Source organism: Micromonospora sp. WMMD1076 (assembly GCF_029581475.1).
GTDB lineage: Bacteria > Actinomycetota > Actinomycetes > Mycobacteriales > Micromonosporaceae > Micromonospora > Micromonospora aurantiaca.
The window spans coordinates 2406292-2422919 of the sequence record NZ_CP120862.1 but is presented as its reverse complement, the minus strand read 5'-3'; the positions used below and the strand labels follow the sequence as shown (position 1 = coordinate 2422919).

Sequence of the window (16628 nt, the reverse complement as noted above, 5' to 3'; positions counted from 1 at the left end):
CTCTCCGGATGACGAGGAACGGCGGGACGTACGACGGCTCCAGCTCGCGCAGGCGATCTGGAGCCGTGGGCCGGCCCGGGCGACGCGGACGTCACCCGGGCCGGTCGGTGGATCAGCTGTGCCGGGTCCGGCGACGCGGACGGGACTCGCCGCCGCCCTCGCCGCCCTCGGAGCGGCGCTCGCCACCCTCGGAGCGGCGCTCACCACCCCGGTCACCGCGGTCACGCGGGCCACGGTCGCCGCCGCGGTCCCGGCCCGACGGACGGTCGCCACCGGCCGCCTCACCGGCGGCCGGTGCCTCGGCGCCCTCCGGACGGATCTTGTCCAGGTAGATCTTGCCGCGGGCGTCGATGTCCGCGATCTCCACCTCGACCTTGTCGCCGACGTTGAGGAAGTCCTCGACCTTCTCGACCCGCTTGCCGTCGCCCACCTTGGAGATGTGCAGCAGGCCGTCGCGGCCCGGCAGCAGCGAGATGAAGGCGCCGAACGCGGCGGTCTTCACCACGGTGCCGAGGAACCGCTCCCCGACCTTGGGCAGCGTCGGGTTGGCGATGCCGTTGATCCGGTCCACCGCGGCCTGGGCCGCCGGCCCGTTGGTCGCGCCGACGTAGATCGTGCCGTCGTCCTCGATGGAGATCTCGGCGCCGGTCTCGTCCTGGATCGCGTTGATGGTCTGGCCCTTCGGGCCGATCACCATGCCGATCTTGTCGACCGGGATCTTCACGGTGGTCACCCGCGGCGCGTAGTCCGACATCTCGGCCGGCGCCTCGATGGCCCGCTGCATCACGTCGAGGATGGTCTGCCGGGCCTCGTGCGCCTGCTGCAGCGCGGCGGCCAGCACGTCCGACGGGATGCCGTCCAGCTTGGTGTCCAGCTGGAGCGCGGTGACGAAGTCACGGGTGCCGGCGACCTTGAAGTCCATGTCGCCGAACGCGTCCTCGGCGCCGAGGATGTCGGTCAGCGTCACGTACTGGGTCTTGCCGTCGACCTCGTCGGAGATGAGGCCCATGGCGATGCCGGCGACCGGCGCCTTCAGCGGCACACCGGCCGAGAGCAGGCCCAGCGTCGAGGCGCAGACCGAACCCATCGAGGTGGAGCCGTTGGAGCCGAGCGCCTCGGAGACCTGCCGGATGGCGTACGGGAACTCCTCGCGCGAGGGCAGCACCGGGATCAGCGCCCGCTCGGCGAGCGCGCCGTGGCCGATCTCGCGCCGCTTCGGCGAGCCGACCCGGCCGGTCTCACCGGTCGAGTACGGCGGGAAGTTGTAGTTGTGCATGTAGCGCTTGCGGTTCTCCGGGGACAGCGTGTCCACCATCTGCTCCATGCGCAGCATGTTCAGCGTGGTGACGCCCAGGATCTGGGTCTCGCCGCGCTCGAACAGCGCCGAGCCGTGCACCCGCGGCAGCACGCCGACCTCGGCGGTCAGCGGGCGGATGTCACGCGGGCCGCGGCCGTCGATGCGGACCTGCTCGCGCAGCACCCGGTTGCGGACCTCGGACTTGGTCAGCGAGCGGAACGCCGCGGACAGCTCCTTCTCGCGGCCCTCGAACCGGCCGGTCAGCTCCTCGGCGACCTTGGCCTTGATCCGGTCCAGGGCCTCCTCGCGGTCGGCCTTGCCGGCGATCTTCAGCGCCTCGGCGACGTCGGCGCGGGCCACCTCGGCCACCGCGTCGTACGCGTCGTCCTGGTAGTCCAGGAAGATCGGGAACTCGGCGACCGGCTTGGCGGCCACCTCGGCCAGCTCGCTCTGCGCCCGGCACAGCTCGCGGATGGCCGGCTTGGCGGCTTCCAGGCCGCTGGCCACGATCTCCTCGGTCGGCGCGGTCGCGCCGCCCGAGATCAGGGTCACGGCGTTCGGGGTGGCCTCGGCCTCGACCATCATGATCGCGACCTCGCCGTCCGCCAGGGTGCGGCCGGCCACGACCATGTCGAAGGTGGCCCGCTCCAGCTCCTCCAGGGTCGGGAAGGCGACCCACTGGCCGTCGACGTGCGCGACCCGGGTCGCGCCGATCGGGCCGGAGAACGGCAGGCCGGAGAGCTTGGTCGACATCGAGGCGGCGTTGATCGCCACCACGTCGTACGGGTGCTGCGGGTCGAGTGCCAGCACGGTCTCGACGACCTGGACCTCGTTGCGCAGGCCCTTGACGAACGACGGGCGCAGCGGCCGGTCGATCAGCCGGCAGGTGAGGATGGCGTCCTCGCTGGGCCGGCCCTCGCGGCGGAAGAACGAGCCGGGGATGCGGCCCGCGGCGTACATCCGCTCCTCGACGTCCACGGTCAGCGGGAAGAAGTCGAACGACTCGCGCGGCTGCTTGCCGGCCGTGGTGGCGGAGAGGACGACCGTCTCGCCGAGCTGGGCGACGACGGAGCCGGCGGCCTGGCGGGCCAGGCGGCCGGTGGAGAAGGTGATCTCGCGGGTGCCGAAGGCCCCGTTGTCGATCACCGCGGTGCGGGATTCGGTGCCGAGGTTGGTCTCGGTCATGTGCTGTGGTGCTCCTTCGCGTCGTCGGCCGACGACACGGGAACTGCTCAGGCGGCCGGTCTTCGATCGAAGCGCCCGGGGTGGCCGGCGTCGTGCCGGGATTCCCGGGGGCCACTACCGGAGACCGGTGCTGACCGGCTCCCTCTCGGGTGTCGCGCGGCCGGGTTCTTCGGTGGTACTGCAACGGGGGAGCGGCCAGGCGGCCACTCCCCCGTCAGGTCATCGGCGCAGGCCGAGCCGCTCGATGAGCGACCGGTAGCGGTTGATGTCCTTCTTCTGGACGTAGTTCAGCAGCCGGCGGCGCCGGCCGACCAGCAGCAGCAGCCCACGGCGGCTGTGGTGGTCGTGCTTGTGCACCTTCAGGTGCTCGGTGAGCTCCGCGATCCGCTTGGTCAGGACCGCGACCTGCACCTCGGGCGAGCCGGTGTCGCCCTCGGCGGTCGCGTACTCCTGGCGGATCTTGGCCTTGGCTTCCTGGTCGAGCGCCATGTTCTCCCTGTTTCGTGGGTCATTCGATGAGGTCCGGAGCGGTCGTGGTGACCGGTGCAACGGACCGGTTCCTCGCACCCGCGGCGTCGTGCAGGCACGCGAGGCCCCCGTCGGTCAGCCGACGTCTCCGCCAGCCTACCAGCCCTCGGGACGGACGGCCGGTCAAGGTCGCCCACCCGGGTCAGAGCACCGCCCGGCGGGTGCGCTCCACGTCCTCGGCGATCTGGGCCACCAGCGGTTCGATCGCGTCGTATGTCCGCTGCTCACGCAGGTGCGCCACGAAGTCGAGCGCCAGCCGCTCGCCGTACAGGTCGCCGGTGAAGTCCAGCGCGTACGCCTCCACCCGCCGCTCCCGGCCGGAGAACGTCGGGTTGGTGCCGATCGACACGGCCGCCGCCAGCGGTTCGCCGTCGCGGCGCACCAGGCGGGCCGCGTACACCCCGTCGGCCGGCACCGCCGCGTACCTGTGGGTCAGCAGGTTGGCGGTGGGGTAACCCAGCTCACGTCCGCGCTGGTCGCCGCGGACCACCACGCCCTCGACGCGGTGCGGGCGGCCGAGCGCCGCCGCCGCCGCGCCCACGTCGCCCGCGTCGACGCAGGACCGGATGTACGTGGAGGAGAAGACGGTGCCCGCCTCGGCGACCAGCGGCGCCCCCTCGACGGCGAACCCGAAGGTACGGCCCAGCCGCTCCAGCAGCGGCACGTCGCCCGCGGCCCGGTGCCCGAACCGGAAGTTGTCACCGACCACCACCAGCGCGGCGTGCAGGTGCGCGACCAGGACGTCGTGCACGAACGCCTCGGGCGGCAGCCGGGAGAACTCGACGGTGAACGGCACCACGCAGAGCACGTCCACGCCCAGCGCCTCGATCAGCTCGGCCTTGCGGGCCGGCTCGGTCAGCACCGCCGGGTGCGAGCCGGGGCGTACCACCTCGGCGGGGTGCGGGTCGAACGTCACCACCACCGACTTGACGCCCAGCTCCCGGGCGCGCGCCACGGCGTGACCGATGGTGGCCTGGTGCCCCCGGTGCACGCCGTCGAAGACGCCGATGGTGACCACCGAGCGTCCCCAGCCGCCGGGCGCCGCCTCGTACCCCCGCCACCGCTGCATGCCGTTCCTCCCCCTGTCCGCCCGCGCGCCGTTCAGGCCGGGGCCAGCACGATCTCCGCGCGGGCCCGGCCGTCCCGCTCGCTGACGATAGCGATCAGCCCGCCCGCCGGATCGAAGACCGCGTACGGCCCGGTGATGCCGGCCGGCGCCAGCGGCCCGCCGTGGGACAGCACCCGGGTCTCGTCGGCGGTGGCGTCCCGGCGCGGGAAGAACCGCCCGGCGGCGGCGTCGAGCGGCAGGTTCACCACGTCCGGCGCGCGCTCCTGGAGCTGGTCGAGCGTGGCCGCCTCGGCGAGCGTGAACCCGCCCACAGCGGTCCGGCGCAGCGCGGTGAGGTGACCGCCGACGCCGACCGCCGCGCCCGCGTCGCGGGCCAGCGCCCGGATGTACGTCCCGGACGAGCAGGTCACGTCCACGTCCACGTCCACCACGTCCGGGACGTCCCGGCGGATCGCCAGCACGTCCAGCCGCGACACGGTGACCCGGCGGGCGGGCAGCTCGACCGCCTCGCCGTCGCGGACCCGCTTGTACGCCCGCTGCCCGTCGATCTTGATGGCGCTCACCGCGCTCGGCACCTGGTCGATCTCGCCGGTGAGGGCGGCCAGCGCGGTGCGTACCCCGTCGTCGGTGACCGCGCCGGCCGGGGTGGTCGCGACGACCTCGCCCTCGGCGTCGTCGGTGACTGTGGCCTGTCCCAGCCGGATCGTCGCGGCGTAGCTCTTGCCGGCGCCGATCACGTACGTGAGCAGCCGGGTCGCCCGGCCCACCCCGATCACCAGGACACCGGTGGCCATCGGGTCGAGCGTGCCGCCGTGACCGACGCGGCGGGTACGCGCCAGCCGCCGGACGCGGGCCACGACGTCGTGCGACGTCATGCCGCCGGGCTTGTCGACCACGATCAGACCGTCTGTGCTCACGACCGCCAAGCCTGCCAGACGGCGGTGATCGGCCCTGCGGGGGATACCGCCCAGCTTCGGCTGGGTGTCAAGATCGTGCGCCACCGCCCGTCTGCCCGGGAAGTCCGATGACCGATCACCGCTCCACCCCCGACCCCTACTTCTCCGCCGGCCCGCCGGAGGACGAACTGGGGCGGGTGCCCGAGTGGCTGCGCCGCCCCGAGCCCGAGGTGCCGCCCGGCCGCGCGGACCGCCTGCGGATCGCGCTCGGCGGGCACTCCGGCAAGCTGCTCGGCGGCGTACTCGTGCTGGTGCTGCTCGCATTCTTCGGGCTCGTCGGCGGCCTCGGCTACCAGGGCTTCCAGCGCTGGCGTGAGCCGGCCACCGAACACCCCACGGTGAGCCTGCCGGTCGGTGAGCAGGCGTCCTCGTCGGCGTCCCCGCCACCGGCCGCCGGCCCGTTCGACGGCACCCCGGCGGCCGGCTTCCCGGAGGGCGCGGCGGGGATCGCGCTGCCCCGCGCCAAGCGCACCGGCCCGTTCACCGAGAAGCAGGTGGCCGACGCGCTGGCCAAAATACGCAAGGCGCTGGTCACCGCCCGGCTGGACCGCACCTTCTTCACCGCGAAGGACCCGGAGCGGCTGGTGCGCCAGTTCGCCCCGGACGCGCGGGCCGGCGTGCGCGACGACTTCCCCACCGGTGAGGCGGGCACCTACGCGACCCGGCTCGCCCCCGGCGCCCGGCTCACCGCGGACCAGCCCCGGGTCAAGGGCCGGATCAGCTACCGGGCGACGAAGGACCGGGACGGCATCCGCATCCTGGAGGTGACCACGAACTTCGTCTGGGCGTACGCGTTCCCCACCACCAGCCCCACGCCGGGCGACGGCGTCGTGGTGGTCCACGACACGGTGAAGTGGAGCACCCCGCACCCGGCCGACGTGACCACCGCCTCCGCCGGGCTGTGGATCGAACGGGCCGACTCGTACGCCTCCAACATCGACTGCGCTGCCCTGGACAAGGGCCTGCTCGCGCTCGGCAAGCAGTCGTTCGGCGGTCCGGCCGACCCAGACCCGGACGCGGTCTTCGACCCGGACAAGACCGTCGACCTGCCGGACACCTGCTGACCGGCGTCAGCGGACCGCGCCGACCACCGCCCACGCGCCCGAGCGCATCCGCAGCAGCAGGCCGGCCAGCCGCAGCACCACGAACAGCGTCAGCCCGGCCCAGATCCCGCCCAGCCCGAGGTCGAACCCGTAGGCCAGCCAGATCGCCGGCACGAACCCGCCGAACGCACACACGATGGTGAGGTTGCGCAGGTAGCGCACGTCACCCGCACCGATCAGCACCCCGTCGAGCGCGAACACCACGCCGCCGATCGGCTGGAGCGCCACGAACCAGGGCCAGGCCGTCATGGCCTGCTCGCGTACCTGCGGATCGGAGCTGAACCACGACGGCACCACGCCGGCGCCGGCGGCGATCAGCACCGCGAAGGCCACGCCGCACAGGCCGCCGAGCAGCGCGACGCGGCGGGCCAGGAACCGCGCGCCGGCCGCGTCGCCGGCGCCGAGCGCGGCACCGACCAGCGACTGTGCGGCGATGGCCAGGGCGTCGAGCACCAGCACGGTGAAGAACCACAGCTGTACGGCGATCTGGTGCGCGCCGACCGCTGCGGCGCCGAAGCGGGCCGCGACAGCCGTGGCGGACAGGAAGCTGGCCTGGAACGCGACACCCCGCACGAGCAGGTCCCGGCTGAGCACGAGCTGCTGCCCGATCACCCGGGGCCGGGGTCGCAGCGAGACCCGCTCACGCACCAGCGCCGCCGCGAACAGCACCCCGGAGAGCGTCTGCGCGGTCGCGTTCGCCACCGCCGAGCCGACCAGGCCGAGCCCGGCCGGGTAGACGAGCAGCGGGCAGAGCAGCGCGGAGAGCAGGTTCGGGCCGAGCACGAACAGCAGCGGGCGGCGGGTGTCCTGGATGCCGCGCAGCCAGCCGTTGCCGGCGGCGGCGAGCAGCAGGCCGGGCGCGCCGAGCGCCGCGATCCGCAGCCACCCGGCGGCGGCGTCGGCCACCTCGCCGGGGCCGCCGACGAGGGTACGCGCCAGCGCGCCCCCGCCGATGCCGATGGCGACCGCCACCAGCACTCCGGTGGCGAGCGCGAGCCAGGACGCCTGGACGCCCTCGGCCACCGCGGCGGCCCGGTCCCCCGCCCCGAAGCGGCGGGCCGAGCGGCCCGTTGTGCCGTACGCGACGACGGTCCCGACCCAGGCGGTGAGCGTCATGACCGTGCCGCCGACGGCAAGCGCGGCCAGCGGCACCCGCCCGAGGTGACCGACCACTGCGGTGTCGACCAGGACGTAGAGCGGCTCGGCGGCCAGCACCACGAGGGCGGGCAGCGCGAGCGCGGCGATCCGCCGCGGCGAGGCGGTGACGGGGGTGGCGGTGGTGCTCATCGCCGCCGATCCTGGCACGCCGTCAGTAAGGCTTGCAAGGTAGGTGGCTACTTACCCACAGCGGCCAGGAAGCGGGCGGTGTCACGCCGCCCGCGCAGGCGGCGCACCGGCGTCGGGCCGGGGTGTGGTCCTCGGGCCCGGCCGGCGTCACCGCCGGACGGCGTACGTCACTGACGGGTGTCCATCGAGGTCTGCAGCGCGCGGCGCATCTGCTCGCGCGCCTCGTCGGTGGTGGTCTCGGTCTGCGGCTTGCGCTTGCTCGGCATCTGAGGTCCTTCCAGGGTGCGGACCGCCGGAACGTGGCGGTCCTACGGGCGCCCGGCGCTCCGGATCGGCGCGACAGCGAATCGCGCCGCGACCGGAAGTCGTCGGCGGCTGAGCGCCCGGCAGCGGTCCGGGATCACCGGAGCGGCTCGCCTGGCAGCGGGAGCCCGGGTCGGTCTGACCCTGGAGGGAGGCGAAGCCGGGTGCGGCACCACCGCCCGCGACCGGCGCGCGAAGCGCCGGTCCCGCACCCAAATTAACGTTCACTTTCCAGATGCTGCCCACTGTTCCCGAAATGCGGAAAGATCAACGTCGTCGTCCCGGTCCGGGGAGGGCGGTCAGCGGGCCAGGAAGTGCCAGCCCAGCCACCACCAGAAGCCGAACAGCCCGATCCGGCCCACCGGCACCGGGCCCACCTCGTACCGCATCACGAACGCGCAGACGTCGGCCAGCGACGGGATCCGCGACCCCTCGCGGCGCGCGGCCCACTCGACCACGGCGAACAGCACGATCGAGACCAGGAACCCGCCGATCGCCAGTGCCCGCATCATCGGCGCACCAGTCCCCAGAACGCGGACAGCCACGCGAACCAGGCCGCCGAGCGGGCCAGGTTGCCCTCCAGCAGCGGATCGGCCAGCCGGGAGAAGGTGGGGAAGTCGTCGCCCGCCGCCATCACGAACGTCGCGCCCTCGAAGACCCCGAAGACGGTCACCGGGACCAGCCACCAGAGCGCGACCGACGGCAGCCGGCGCGGCGCCGGACGCCGGGGCACCCGGTTGCTCAGGCCGACCCAGATCAACCCCCCGCCGGTGGTGAGGATGTAGAGGTTCGCCGCGGTCGAGAAGGACGGCATCTGGCCGCCGACCAGAGAGAGGCAGATCAGCACCGGCACGGAGACGACCGGCCGGTCCCAGGCCCGGGGCGCCTCGACGGTGAGCTCACGGGGATGATCCATCACCCGATTGTCCCCAGCGTGACGCACCGCGGGAAGCCCGGCGCGCGTCGTGGTCCCTCGAAAACGGGCCGATCAGCTCACACTTCCGATGGCCGCCACACCGGATCGACCGGACTAGAAGGACAAATCGCTCCAGCCGGGCGTCTCACGCCACGGGGGTCACCGCGCCGGTGGCCAGCTCGGCACGGATCCGCCCGACCACCTCGTCGAGCGCTCCCCGGCCGGTGAAGCCGGCGGCGAACCGGTGCCCGCCGCCGCCCAGCGCCACCGCCACCCGGCTCACGTCCACCGCGCCCTTGCTGCGCAGCGACACCGCCCACTCGGCCTCACCGGCCTGCTTCACCACGCAGCTCACGTCCGCCTCGGCGGTGCAGCGCACCGAGTCGATCAGCGCCTCCAGCACGTACGCGGGCTGGTCGTGGCGGACCAGGTCGTCGCGGGTGGCGTACGTCCAGACGAGGCCGTGCCCGGCGGCGGCCGCCGGTTCCAGCGTGGCCCGGCCCAGCACCTCGCCGAAGAGGCGGACGGCGCCGAACGGGCGGGTGTCGAAGATCCGCCGGGAGATGTCACCGGGCCGGATGCCGGTGGCGACCAGGCGGGCGGCCGTCTCGTGCACGGCCGGTGTGGTCGCCTCGAAGCGGAACGAGCCGGTGTCGGTGGTCAGCGCGACGTACAGCCCGGTCGCGATATCCGCGTCCAGCGTCACCCCGAGCCGGTCCAGCAGTTCCAGCGCGACCACGGAGGTGGCGGCGGCGTGCGGGTCGACCAGGCTGATCCGGCCGAACCCGCTGTTCGAGGCGTGGTGGTCGAGCACGAGCGACGTGCCGGCCGTGTCCAGCCGGTCGGCCAGGTCGCCCAGCCGGGACTCGCTCGCCGCGTCGAAGCAGATCACCAGGTCCGGCGCGGGGTACGCGTCGTCCTGCGGCACCAGCAGGTCCGTGCCGGGCATCCAGCGGAACGGCTCCGGCACCTCTGGCGGGCCGGGGAAGGTGGCCTGGAGATCGCGTACGCCGAGCCGGCGCAGACCCAGACCGAAGCCGAGCATGCTGCCCAGCGCGTCCCCGTCCGGGTTCACGTGGCAGATCAGCAGCACCCGCGCCTCCGCGGGGAGGTCGCGCACCGCCGCGACGGCGGCCGCCCACGCGGTCTCGGTGGGCCCGGCCGCCTCGGTCACCGGCTCTCGCCGGCGCGCGGCTCGTCGTCGTCCTCGTCCCCGGCGGAGGCGTCGTCGGCGTCCTCGTCGTCCTCGACCCGGTACGGCTGGGCGTCACCCGCGTACGAGGACTGGGCGGCGAGGCGCTGCACCTCGGCGTCGGCGGTACGCGCGGCGGCGAGCAGGTCGTCGATGTGCTTGACCTGGTCCTGCACGTCGTCCAGGACGAAGGTGAGCGTCGGCGAGTGCCGCAACCCGAGCGCCTTGCCGACGGTGCTGCGCAGCATGCCCTTGGCGCTCTCCAGCGCGGCGGCGGTGCTCGCCTGGGCCGCCGCGTCGCCGAGCACCGTGTAGAAGACCGTGGCGTCGCGCAGGTCGGCGGTGATCCGGGCGTCGGTGATCGTGATCATGCCGAGCCGGGGATCCTTGATCTGGCTGCGCACCACCGACGCGACGAGTTCCCGGATGCGCTCCGCGTGCCGGCGAACCTTTGCCTGATCCGTCATGTCCCCCACCTCCGGGATCACCTTTACCGATGACGGCGCCGGATCGGCGTGCGACCCGGGCCGCCGGCCGGAAACAGCAGGCCCGCGGGCGCCGCCGGGTCCGACCGCCCAACGCTGAAGAACACTACCCGCGTCCCACCGGACGTCACGCGGCACGGCCGGACTGCCGCGCGACGGGCCGGCGCCTGTCAGTCCTCCTCGCCGTGCAGGCGACGGCGCACCGACAGCAGCTCGGTCTCCGGGCGGGCGGCGACCAGCCGCTCGCAGGAGTCGAGCACCTCGCGGACATGGGCCGGCGTGGCGGCCACCACCGCCACGCCGATCTCCGCCCGGCCGTGCAGGTCGAGCGCCCCGACCTCGGCGGCGGAGACCTCGAACTTGCGCAGCGCGGCGACGATCGGCCGGACGTACGACCGCTTGGCCTTCAGGGACCGGGAGTCACCCGGGAGCAACAGGTCGAACAGCGCGGTTCCGGTATACACGGCGAGCAACGGTACGCCTGCGGCGTGACTCCGCGCTGCCATTTGCCGGCCGGCTCGGGCTGGGCGGCGCTCTCTGCCTGGTCATCGACGGCCCTCGGTACCGCGAGCCGTCGTCCGGCCAGGATCCAGACGCACACGACCGCCATCGGTACCGCCGTCAGGAGCATCACCGTGATCTCGCCGAGTCCTCCGCCTTCGCTCAGCAGCAATCCTGTCAGCAGGGCCAGAACCATGTTGTTGCCGGCGTGAGCCAGGCTCGGCGGCCAGATACTGTCGCTCCGCGAGCGCAGCCAGGCGAGAATGATTTCCTGCAGCAGGAAACCCACTGTCCAGACCAACAGCCCGAGGAGAACATTGGTGAATTCGATATAACCGAGAAAGGCGAGCGGATAGTGCCAGACCGCCCAGATGAGCCCTGTCACGGTGGCCGACATAAGCGGCCTGCCCACGAAAATCCTGAGCCTCAGATAGCTCGTCCAGCCGAACTCCTCACCCCAGTAGAAGGGGGTGAGCAACGGGACGGCAACCATCAGCAGAAGAACGAGCGCCCACCCCGGAAGCCCAGGAACGGCGCCGTCCAGGGCAGAGGGATCCGGATTCCACAGGCCCGTCGCCACCGCCAACCCGACGGTAGCCACCACGAGCCCCATCGGACCGAGCCAAGCCACGAGATAGGAGGACCACGCACCGCGCAAACGAGGAGCGAGCCCCGCATCGCGGAACCCCTCCCGTGTGATCCACCGACGTACGACGATCGCAGCCATGGCTGGGGCGAAGCCAAAAGGAAGCTGAACCAGCGGGTTGACCAGCGAAAGCCCCAAGCCCAGCCGGGCGAGGAGCAACCACGCCCAACTCATCCCAAACGAAATGACTAAGAATGCCAGCACCCCTTTCATTCTCGTCGTCACGAAGTGCCACCTTCCTTCTGGTTCCGTTGCAGAGCCAGAAGATCATGGGGTTCGTGTCGCGGTCACTGACACTCGTGGGCGTATTGCGAGTATGGCTAGGCATACCCGGACGTCGCGTTCGCCGTGGGCACGGACCTTCGCGTGACGGCCTTCTGCCGGCGTGACAGCTTCGGTCGGAGGCGGCGCCCGCGTCGGAGCCGGGGCAACGGCGCGATCATCGCCCGGTAGCCGTGAGAGTGATCGAGGCCGCCGGGCACGGATCTGGCCGATGTGCGGATGTGAGACAGCCGCAGCGGACCCCCTACCCGCCGAACTTCAAGCCGCCCTCGGCCTCATCCACGGCACGCACTCAAGGCGCGACCGCCACCAGCACGTCCCGCTCGATCGCCTGGTCGACCCGGTGGGCGAAGTCACCGAAGCCGGGGCCGTCGAGCACGCGCAGCCCGGCGTCGGCCAGCACCGCCTCCGCCTGCGCCCGGGGGGCCACGTGCGTGTTCCAGGACAGGCCGAGCGCCCCGCCCGGGCGCAGCAGTTCCCGCCACACCGGCACGGCGGCGGTGAGCAGCTCCAGCGGGCTACGGGACAACCCGTGATCGGTACGGCTGCCGTGCGCCACCCCGTACGGCGCGTCGGTGACGATCACGTCGGCGCAGCGGGGACGCAGCGCCTCGCGGGCCCGGGTGGTGTCGATGTGCAGCACTGTGACCCGCTGGGTGGCCCCGGCCCGGTGCTCGTCCCGCGACGGCGCGAGCACCGCCTCGAACCGGCGGGCCACCAGCTTGCGGTCCCGGCGCACCGACGTCGAGTCGGTGGTGTGCTTGAGCCGCTTGCGGCGCAGCCAGGTACGCAGGAACGCGGCGTACGCGTCCACGTCCTTGCCGTCGCGCTCGATGCCGATGCCGTCGTAGCCGTACATGAGCACCTGGTTGAGCGTGGTGCCCCGGCCGCAGAGCGGATCCAGCACCACCACCGGCCCGTCCAGCATCCGCGGCGCGGCGGCGGAGGCGAGCACTGTGACGTTGAGCAGCAGCCGGGTGAACTGCTCGTTGGTCTTGCCGGCGTACTTGGGAATGGTGATCAGGTCGGAGTCGTACCGGGCCAGCGGGCGCAGCGGCACCGGCCGCAGCAGGTCGTCGCCGACGCGCTCGAACAGCGCGTACGCGGCCGACAGGTTCGCCAGGTGGGCCAGGTCCCGCTCGCCCAGCCCGGGTTCGGCGGTGGCGAACGTCAGGTACTCCACCCCGCCGATCCGCGTCACCTCCGCGTCGGCCGGTACGGCGCCTAGTACGCCGGAACCGGCGAACACGGCCAGTTCGGCGCGGGCCAGCCGGGCCGCCGCATCGGCGTAGACGCGGTTGGCGGAGGGCGCGAGGAGCAGTGCGTACCGGATCACGCCGCAGATTGTCGCAGCCTGCACAGACGGCGACGGCCGGGGCCCGAAGGCCCCGGCCGCCGGCCGGTCGTGCGCGTGGTTCTCAGGCGCGCGGCTTCTCGCGCATCTCGAACGTCTCGATGACGTCGCCGACCTGGACGTTGTTGTAACCGCCCAGCGTCAGACCACACTCGAAGCCCTCGCGGACCTCGGTCGCGTCGTCCTTGAACCGCTTCAGGGAGCTGATCGTGAGGTTGTCCGCCACGACCGCCCCGTCCCGCAGCAGCCGCGCCTTGGCGTTGCGGCGGATGAGGCCGGACCGGACGATACAGCCGGAGATGTTGCCGATCTTGGACGAGCGGAAGACGTCGCGGATCTCCGCGGTGCCCAGCTCGACCTCCTCGTACTCCGGCTTGAGCAGACCCTTGAGCGCGGCGTCGATCTCCTCGATGGCCTGGTAGATGACGGTGTAGTACCGGATCTCCACGCCCTCGCGGTCGGCCATCTCGCGGACCTTGTTCGAGGCCCGCACGTTGAAGCCGATGATCGTGACCGCCTCGGACGAGGCGCTCGCGAGCATGACGTCGCTCTCGGTGATCGCGCCCACGCCCCGGTGGATGATCCGAAGCTGGACCTCCTCCGGGATGTCGAGGTTGAACAGCGCGTCCTCGAGCGCCTCCACGGAACCGGAGACGTCGCCCTTGAGCACCAGGTTGAGCGAGGTCTTCTCGCCCTCCTTGAGCTGCTCCATGAGCGTCTCGAGAGTGGCCCGGCCGCGGGAGTTGGCGAACGACGCCGCCCGCCTCCGTGCCTGCCGCTGCTCGGCGATCTGCCGCACGGTGCGGTCGTCCTCGGCGGCCAGGAAGGTGTCACCCGCACCCGGCACCGTGGTCAGACCCAGCACCATGACCGGACGCGCCGGACCGGCCGAGTCGACCGGCTTGCCGTTCTCGTCCAGCATGGCCCGCACGCGGCCGTGCGCCCCACCGGCGACGATCGAGTCACCGGCACGCAGGGTGCCCTTCTGCACCAGCACGGTCGCCACCGCGCCACGGCCCTTGTCCAGGTGCGCCTCGATCGCGACACCCTGCGCCGGCCCGTCGATCGGAGCGGTCAGCTCCAGCGACGCGTCGGCGGTCAGCAGCACGGCCTCGAGCAGTTCCTCGATGCCGATGCCGGGCTTGGCCGCCACGTTGACGAACATGGTGTCGCCGCCATACTCCTCGGCGACCAGGCCGTACTCGGTCAGCTGCTGGCGGACCTTGTCCGGGTTCGCCTCGGGCTTGTCGACCTTGTTGACCGCGACCACGATCGGCACGTCCGCCGCCTTGGCGTGGTTGAGTGCCTCGATGGTCTGCGGCATGACGCCGTCGTCGGCCGCGACCACCAGGATCACGATGTCAGTGACCTGGGCACCACGGGCACGCATGGCGGTGAACGCCTCGTGACCCGGGGTGTCGATGAACGTCACCGCGCGGTCCTCGCCCTCGTGCGGGACGTGGACCTGGTAGGCGCCGATGTGCTGGGTGATGCCACCCGCCTCGCCGGCCACCACGTTCGCCTTGCGGATCGCGTCGAGCAGCTTGGTCTTACCGTGGTCGACGTGACCCATGACGGTCACGACCGGCGCACGGCTGACCAGGCGGTCCGCCGCGACCTCGGCGTCGAGGTCGATGTTGAACTGCGCGAGCAGCTCGCGGTCCTCGTCCTCCGGGCTGACGATCTGCACGTCGAAGCCGAGGTGCTCACCCAGCAGCTGCAGGGTCTCGTCGGAGCACGACTGGGTCGCCGTCACCATCTCGCCCAGGTTGAACATCTCCTGGACCAGCGAGCCCGGGTTGGCGTTGATCTTGTCGGCGAAGTCCGACAGCGAGGCGCCACGGGACAACCGGACAACCTGACCCTGACCGCGGGGCGCGCCCGAGGACATGGTCGGGGCCGACAGGTTGTCGAACTCCTGTCTGCGCTGCTTCTTGGACTTGCGACCGCGGGTCGGCCGGCCGCCGGGACGCCCGAAGGCACCCGCCGCGCCACCGCCACGGCCACGGCCACCGCCGCCGGGACGGCCACCGCCGCCGACCGGGCCACCCGGACGGAAACCACCGCCGGGAGCACCGCCACCGCCGCCGGGACCGCCACGGTAGCCACCGCCACCGCCGCCACCACCGGGACCGCCACGGTAGCCACCGCCACCGCCGCCACCACCGGGTCCACCGCGGTAGCCACCGCCACCGCCGCCGGGACCGCCCGGACGACCGGCGCCACCGCCCGGTCCGCCACGACCGCCACCGGGGCCGCCGGGGCGGCCGGTGGTCGGGCGCTGGCTCGGCATCGAGGCCGGGCTCGGCCGCGGCGGCATCGACGCCGGGCTGGGCCGCGGCGGCATGCCGGCCGGGCTGGGACGGGGACCGCCCGCACCGGCGGCCGGGGGCCGCTGCTGCTGGCCGCCCTGGATACCGAACGGGTTGTTACCGGCGCCGCGCGCCGGCGGACGACCGCCGGGACGGGCACCGGGGCCCTGACCCTGACCCGGACCGCCGGGACGACCGGCGGCCGGGGAACCCGGACGCGGCGGCATGGCGTTCGGGCCGGGACGCGGACCGGGGCGAGCACCGCCCTCGGCCGGGGGCTCCCGGCGTACGGTCTCGCGCTGCTGCTGACGGGCGGCCTGGGCGGCCTTGACCGCGGCCTCCTGCTCAGCCTTGAGCGCGGCGGCACGCGCCTCGGCGGCCGCCACTTCGATGTCGTGCGCGCTCGCCGGCTTGGCGACCGGAGTCGCCGGCTGCGGCGGGCCGGGGACCGGGCCCTTGGGCTTCGGTCCAGGGGTCGGCGCGGCCGGACGCCGGGGCGGCATCGGCCTGGCCGAGACCCGGGGGACACCCGGGGTCGGGGTGGGCGTCGGGGTCGGTGCCGGGCCACTGGGCGCGGCAGCCGGCGGGCCGGCAGGCGCCGACGAACCGGCTACGAACGCGCTACGCAGCCGCCGGGCGACAGGCGCCTCGACGGTGCTGGACGCGGACTTCACGAACTCGCCCATCTCCTTGAGCTTGGCGAGAACGGTCTTGCTTTCGACCCCGAGCTCCTTGGCAAGCTCGTGTACGCGGGCCTTTCCTGCCACTGCACTCCTCACTCCGAGGTCGTGCGGGCAGCACCCGCAGCGACCTCACTCCTGCACTTGAAGCCTGGTCATTTCAGGGACTTCATCGTGTGCTCATGTCGGTCGTCCTACCTTGCTAGCGACCCTCGACCGGTCGGGCTTGACCGGTCGTCGGGGGTTGCGCGTCGACGTGCTCCGCAAGCGCACCGAGGTCGGGGACCCCGGTGAGGCGCAGTGCCCGCCCGAAGGCGCGGCGTCGCACCGCCTGCGCGAAGCAGGCCGGATCAGGGTGCATGTTCGCTCCCCGACCCGGCAGTCTGCGGGCCGGATCGGGCCGGAGGCTGATGTGACCAGCCTCGTCACCGATCGCGACGACCCGCAACAACTCGCTGGCCGGCGCTCGTTTCCGGCAGCCCACACAGGTGCGCTCCGGAATCGCGCGTCGTGCCACTGAGTAAGTCTACCC

General features: G+C 72.8%; 14 protein-coding genes and 1 pseudogene. 1 reads left to right on the top strand and 14 read right to left on the bottom strand.

Annotated features, from left to right (window positions below):
- Positions 1-112 precede the first annotated feature (112 nt).
- The 4 genes from O7622_RS11840 to truB all read right to left on the bottom strand — a co-directional run bounded on the left by O7622_RS11840 (position 113) and on the right by truB (position 4996).
- Positions 113-2482: a polyribonucleotide nucleotidyltransferase gene (locus tag O7622_RS11840; protein ID WP_282313394.1), complete on the bottom strand. Its 2370-nt coding sequence runs from the start codon at positions 2480-2482 to the stop codon at positions 113-115.
- Between the two features lie 219 nt (positions 2483-2701).
- Positions 2702-2971, bottom strand: a complete 270-nt coding sequence (gene rpsO / locus O7622_RS11835; protein ID WP_013284678.1) for a 30S ribosomal protein S15 — start codon at positions 2969-2971, stop codon at positions 2702-2704.
- A 181-nt stretch (positions 2972-3152) separates the two neighbouring features.
- Positions 3153-4079: a bifunctional riboflavin kinase/FAD synthetase gene (locus O7622_RS11830; RefSeq protein ID WP_018785906.1), complete on the bottom strand. Its 927-nt coding sequence runs from the start codon at positions 4077-4079 to the stop codon at positions 3153-3155.
- A 32-nt stretch (positions 4080-4111) separates the two neighbouring features.
- Positions 4112-4996, bottom strand: a complete 885-nt coding sequence (gene truB, locus O7622_RS11825) for a tRNA pseudouridine(55) synthase TruB (RefSeq protein ID WP_282313393.1) — start codon at positions 4994-4996, stop codon at positions 4112-4114.
- Between the two features lie 107 nt (positions 4997-5103).
- Between truB and O7622_RS11820 the strand changes: the two genes are divergently transcribed.
- Positions 5104-6099, top strand: coding sequence for a hypothetical protein (locus tag O7622_RS11820; protein WP_282313392.1), 996 nt, complete (start codon positions 5104-5106; stop codon positions 6097-6099).
- A 6-nt stretch (positions 6100-6105) separates the two neighbouring features.
- Here O7622_RS11820 and O7622_RS11815 read toward each other — a convergent pair whose 3' ends face one another.
- From O7622_RS11815 to O7622_RS11770, 10 genes and pseudogenes are all read right to left on the bottom strand, one after another.
- Positions 6106-7425, bottom strand: a complete 1320-nt coding sequence (locus O7622_RS11815; RefSeq protein ID WP_282313391.1) for an MATE family efflux transporter — start codon at positions 7423-7425, stop codon at positions 6106-6108.
- Positions 7426-8027: 602 nt separating this feature from the next.
- Positions 8028-8237 carry a DUF6186 family protein gene (locus O7622_RS11810; RefSeq protein WP_030269837.1) on the bottom strand — a complete coding sequence of 70 codons (210 nt, stop codon included), beginning with the start codon at positions 8235-8237 and terminating at the stop codon, positions 8028-8030.
- Positions 8237-8644: a hypothetical protein gene (locus O7622_RS11805; RefSeq protein ID WP_282313390.1), complete on the bottom strand. Its 408-nt coding sequence runs from the start codon at positions 8642-8644 to the stop codon at positions 8237-8239. The genes O7622_RS11810 and O7622_RS11805 overlap by 1 nt, the downstream gene beginning before the upstream one ends.
- A 145-nt stretch (positions 8645-8789) precedes the next feature.
- Positions 8790-9818 carry a bifunctional oligoribonuclease/PAP phosphatase NrnA gene (locus O7622_RS11800; protein WP_282313389.1) on the bottom strand — a complete coding sequence of 343 codons (1029 nt, stop codon included), beginning with the start codon at positions 9816-9818 and terminating at the stop codon, positions 8790-8792.
- Positions 9815-10303 (bottom strand): 30S ribosome-binding factor RbfA, encoded by a 489-nt coding sequence (gene rbfA, locus O7622_RS11795; protein ID WP_282313388.1) that lies wholly within the window; start codon positions 10301-10303, stop codon positions 9815-9817. Before rbfA ends, O7622_RS11800 begins: the two co-directional genes overlap by 4 nt.
- A gap of 188 nt (positions 10304-10491) precedes the next feature.
- A complete protein-coding gene (locus O7622_RS11790) occupies positions 10492-10785 on the bottom strand; it encodes a DUF503 domain-containing protein (protein WP_282313387.1) in 294 nt (97 codons plus the stop codon).
- Positions 10728-11693: a type II CAAX endopeptidase family protein gene (locus tag O7622_RS11785; RefSeq protein WP_282313386.1), complete on the bottom strand. Its 966-nt coding sequence runs from the start codon at positions 11691-11693 to the stop codon at positions 10728-10730. The genes O7622_RS11790 and O7622_RS11785 overlap by 58 nt, the downstream gene beginning before the upstream one ends.
- 349 nt (positions 11694-12042) lie before the next feature.
- Positions 12043-13086 (bottom strand): SAM-dependent methyltransferase, encoded by a 1044-nt coding sequence (locus O7622_RS11780; protein ID WP_282313385.1) that lies wholly within the window; start codon positions 13084-13086, stop codon positions 12043-12045.
- A gap of 82 nt (positions 13087-13168) precedes the next feature.
- Positions 13169-16183, bottom strand: coding sequence for a translation initiation factor IF-2 (gene infB, locus O7622_RS11775; protein ID WP_282313384.1), 3015 nt, complete (start codon positions 16181-16183; stop codon positions 13169-13171).
- Between the two features lie 93 nt (positions 16184-16276).
- A pseudogene (locus O7622_RS11770) lies at positions 16277-16613 on the bottom strand (YlxR family protein).
- Positions 16614-16628: the final 15 nt, after the last annotated feature.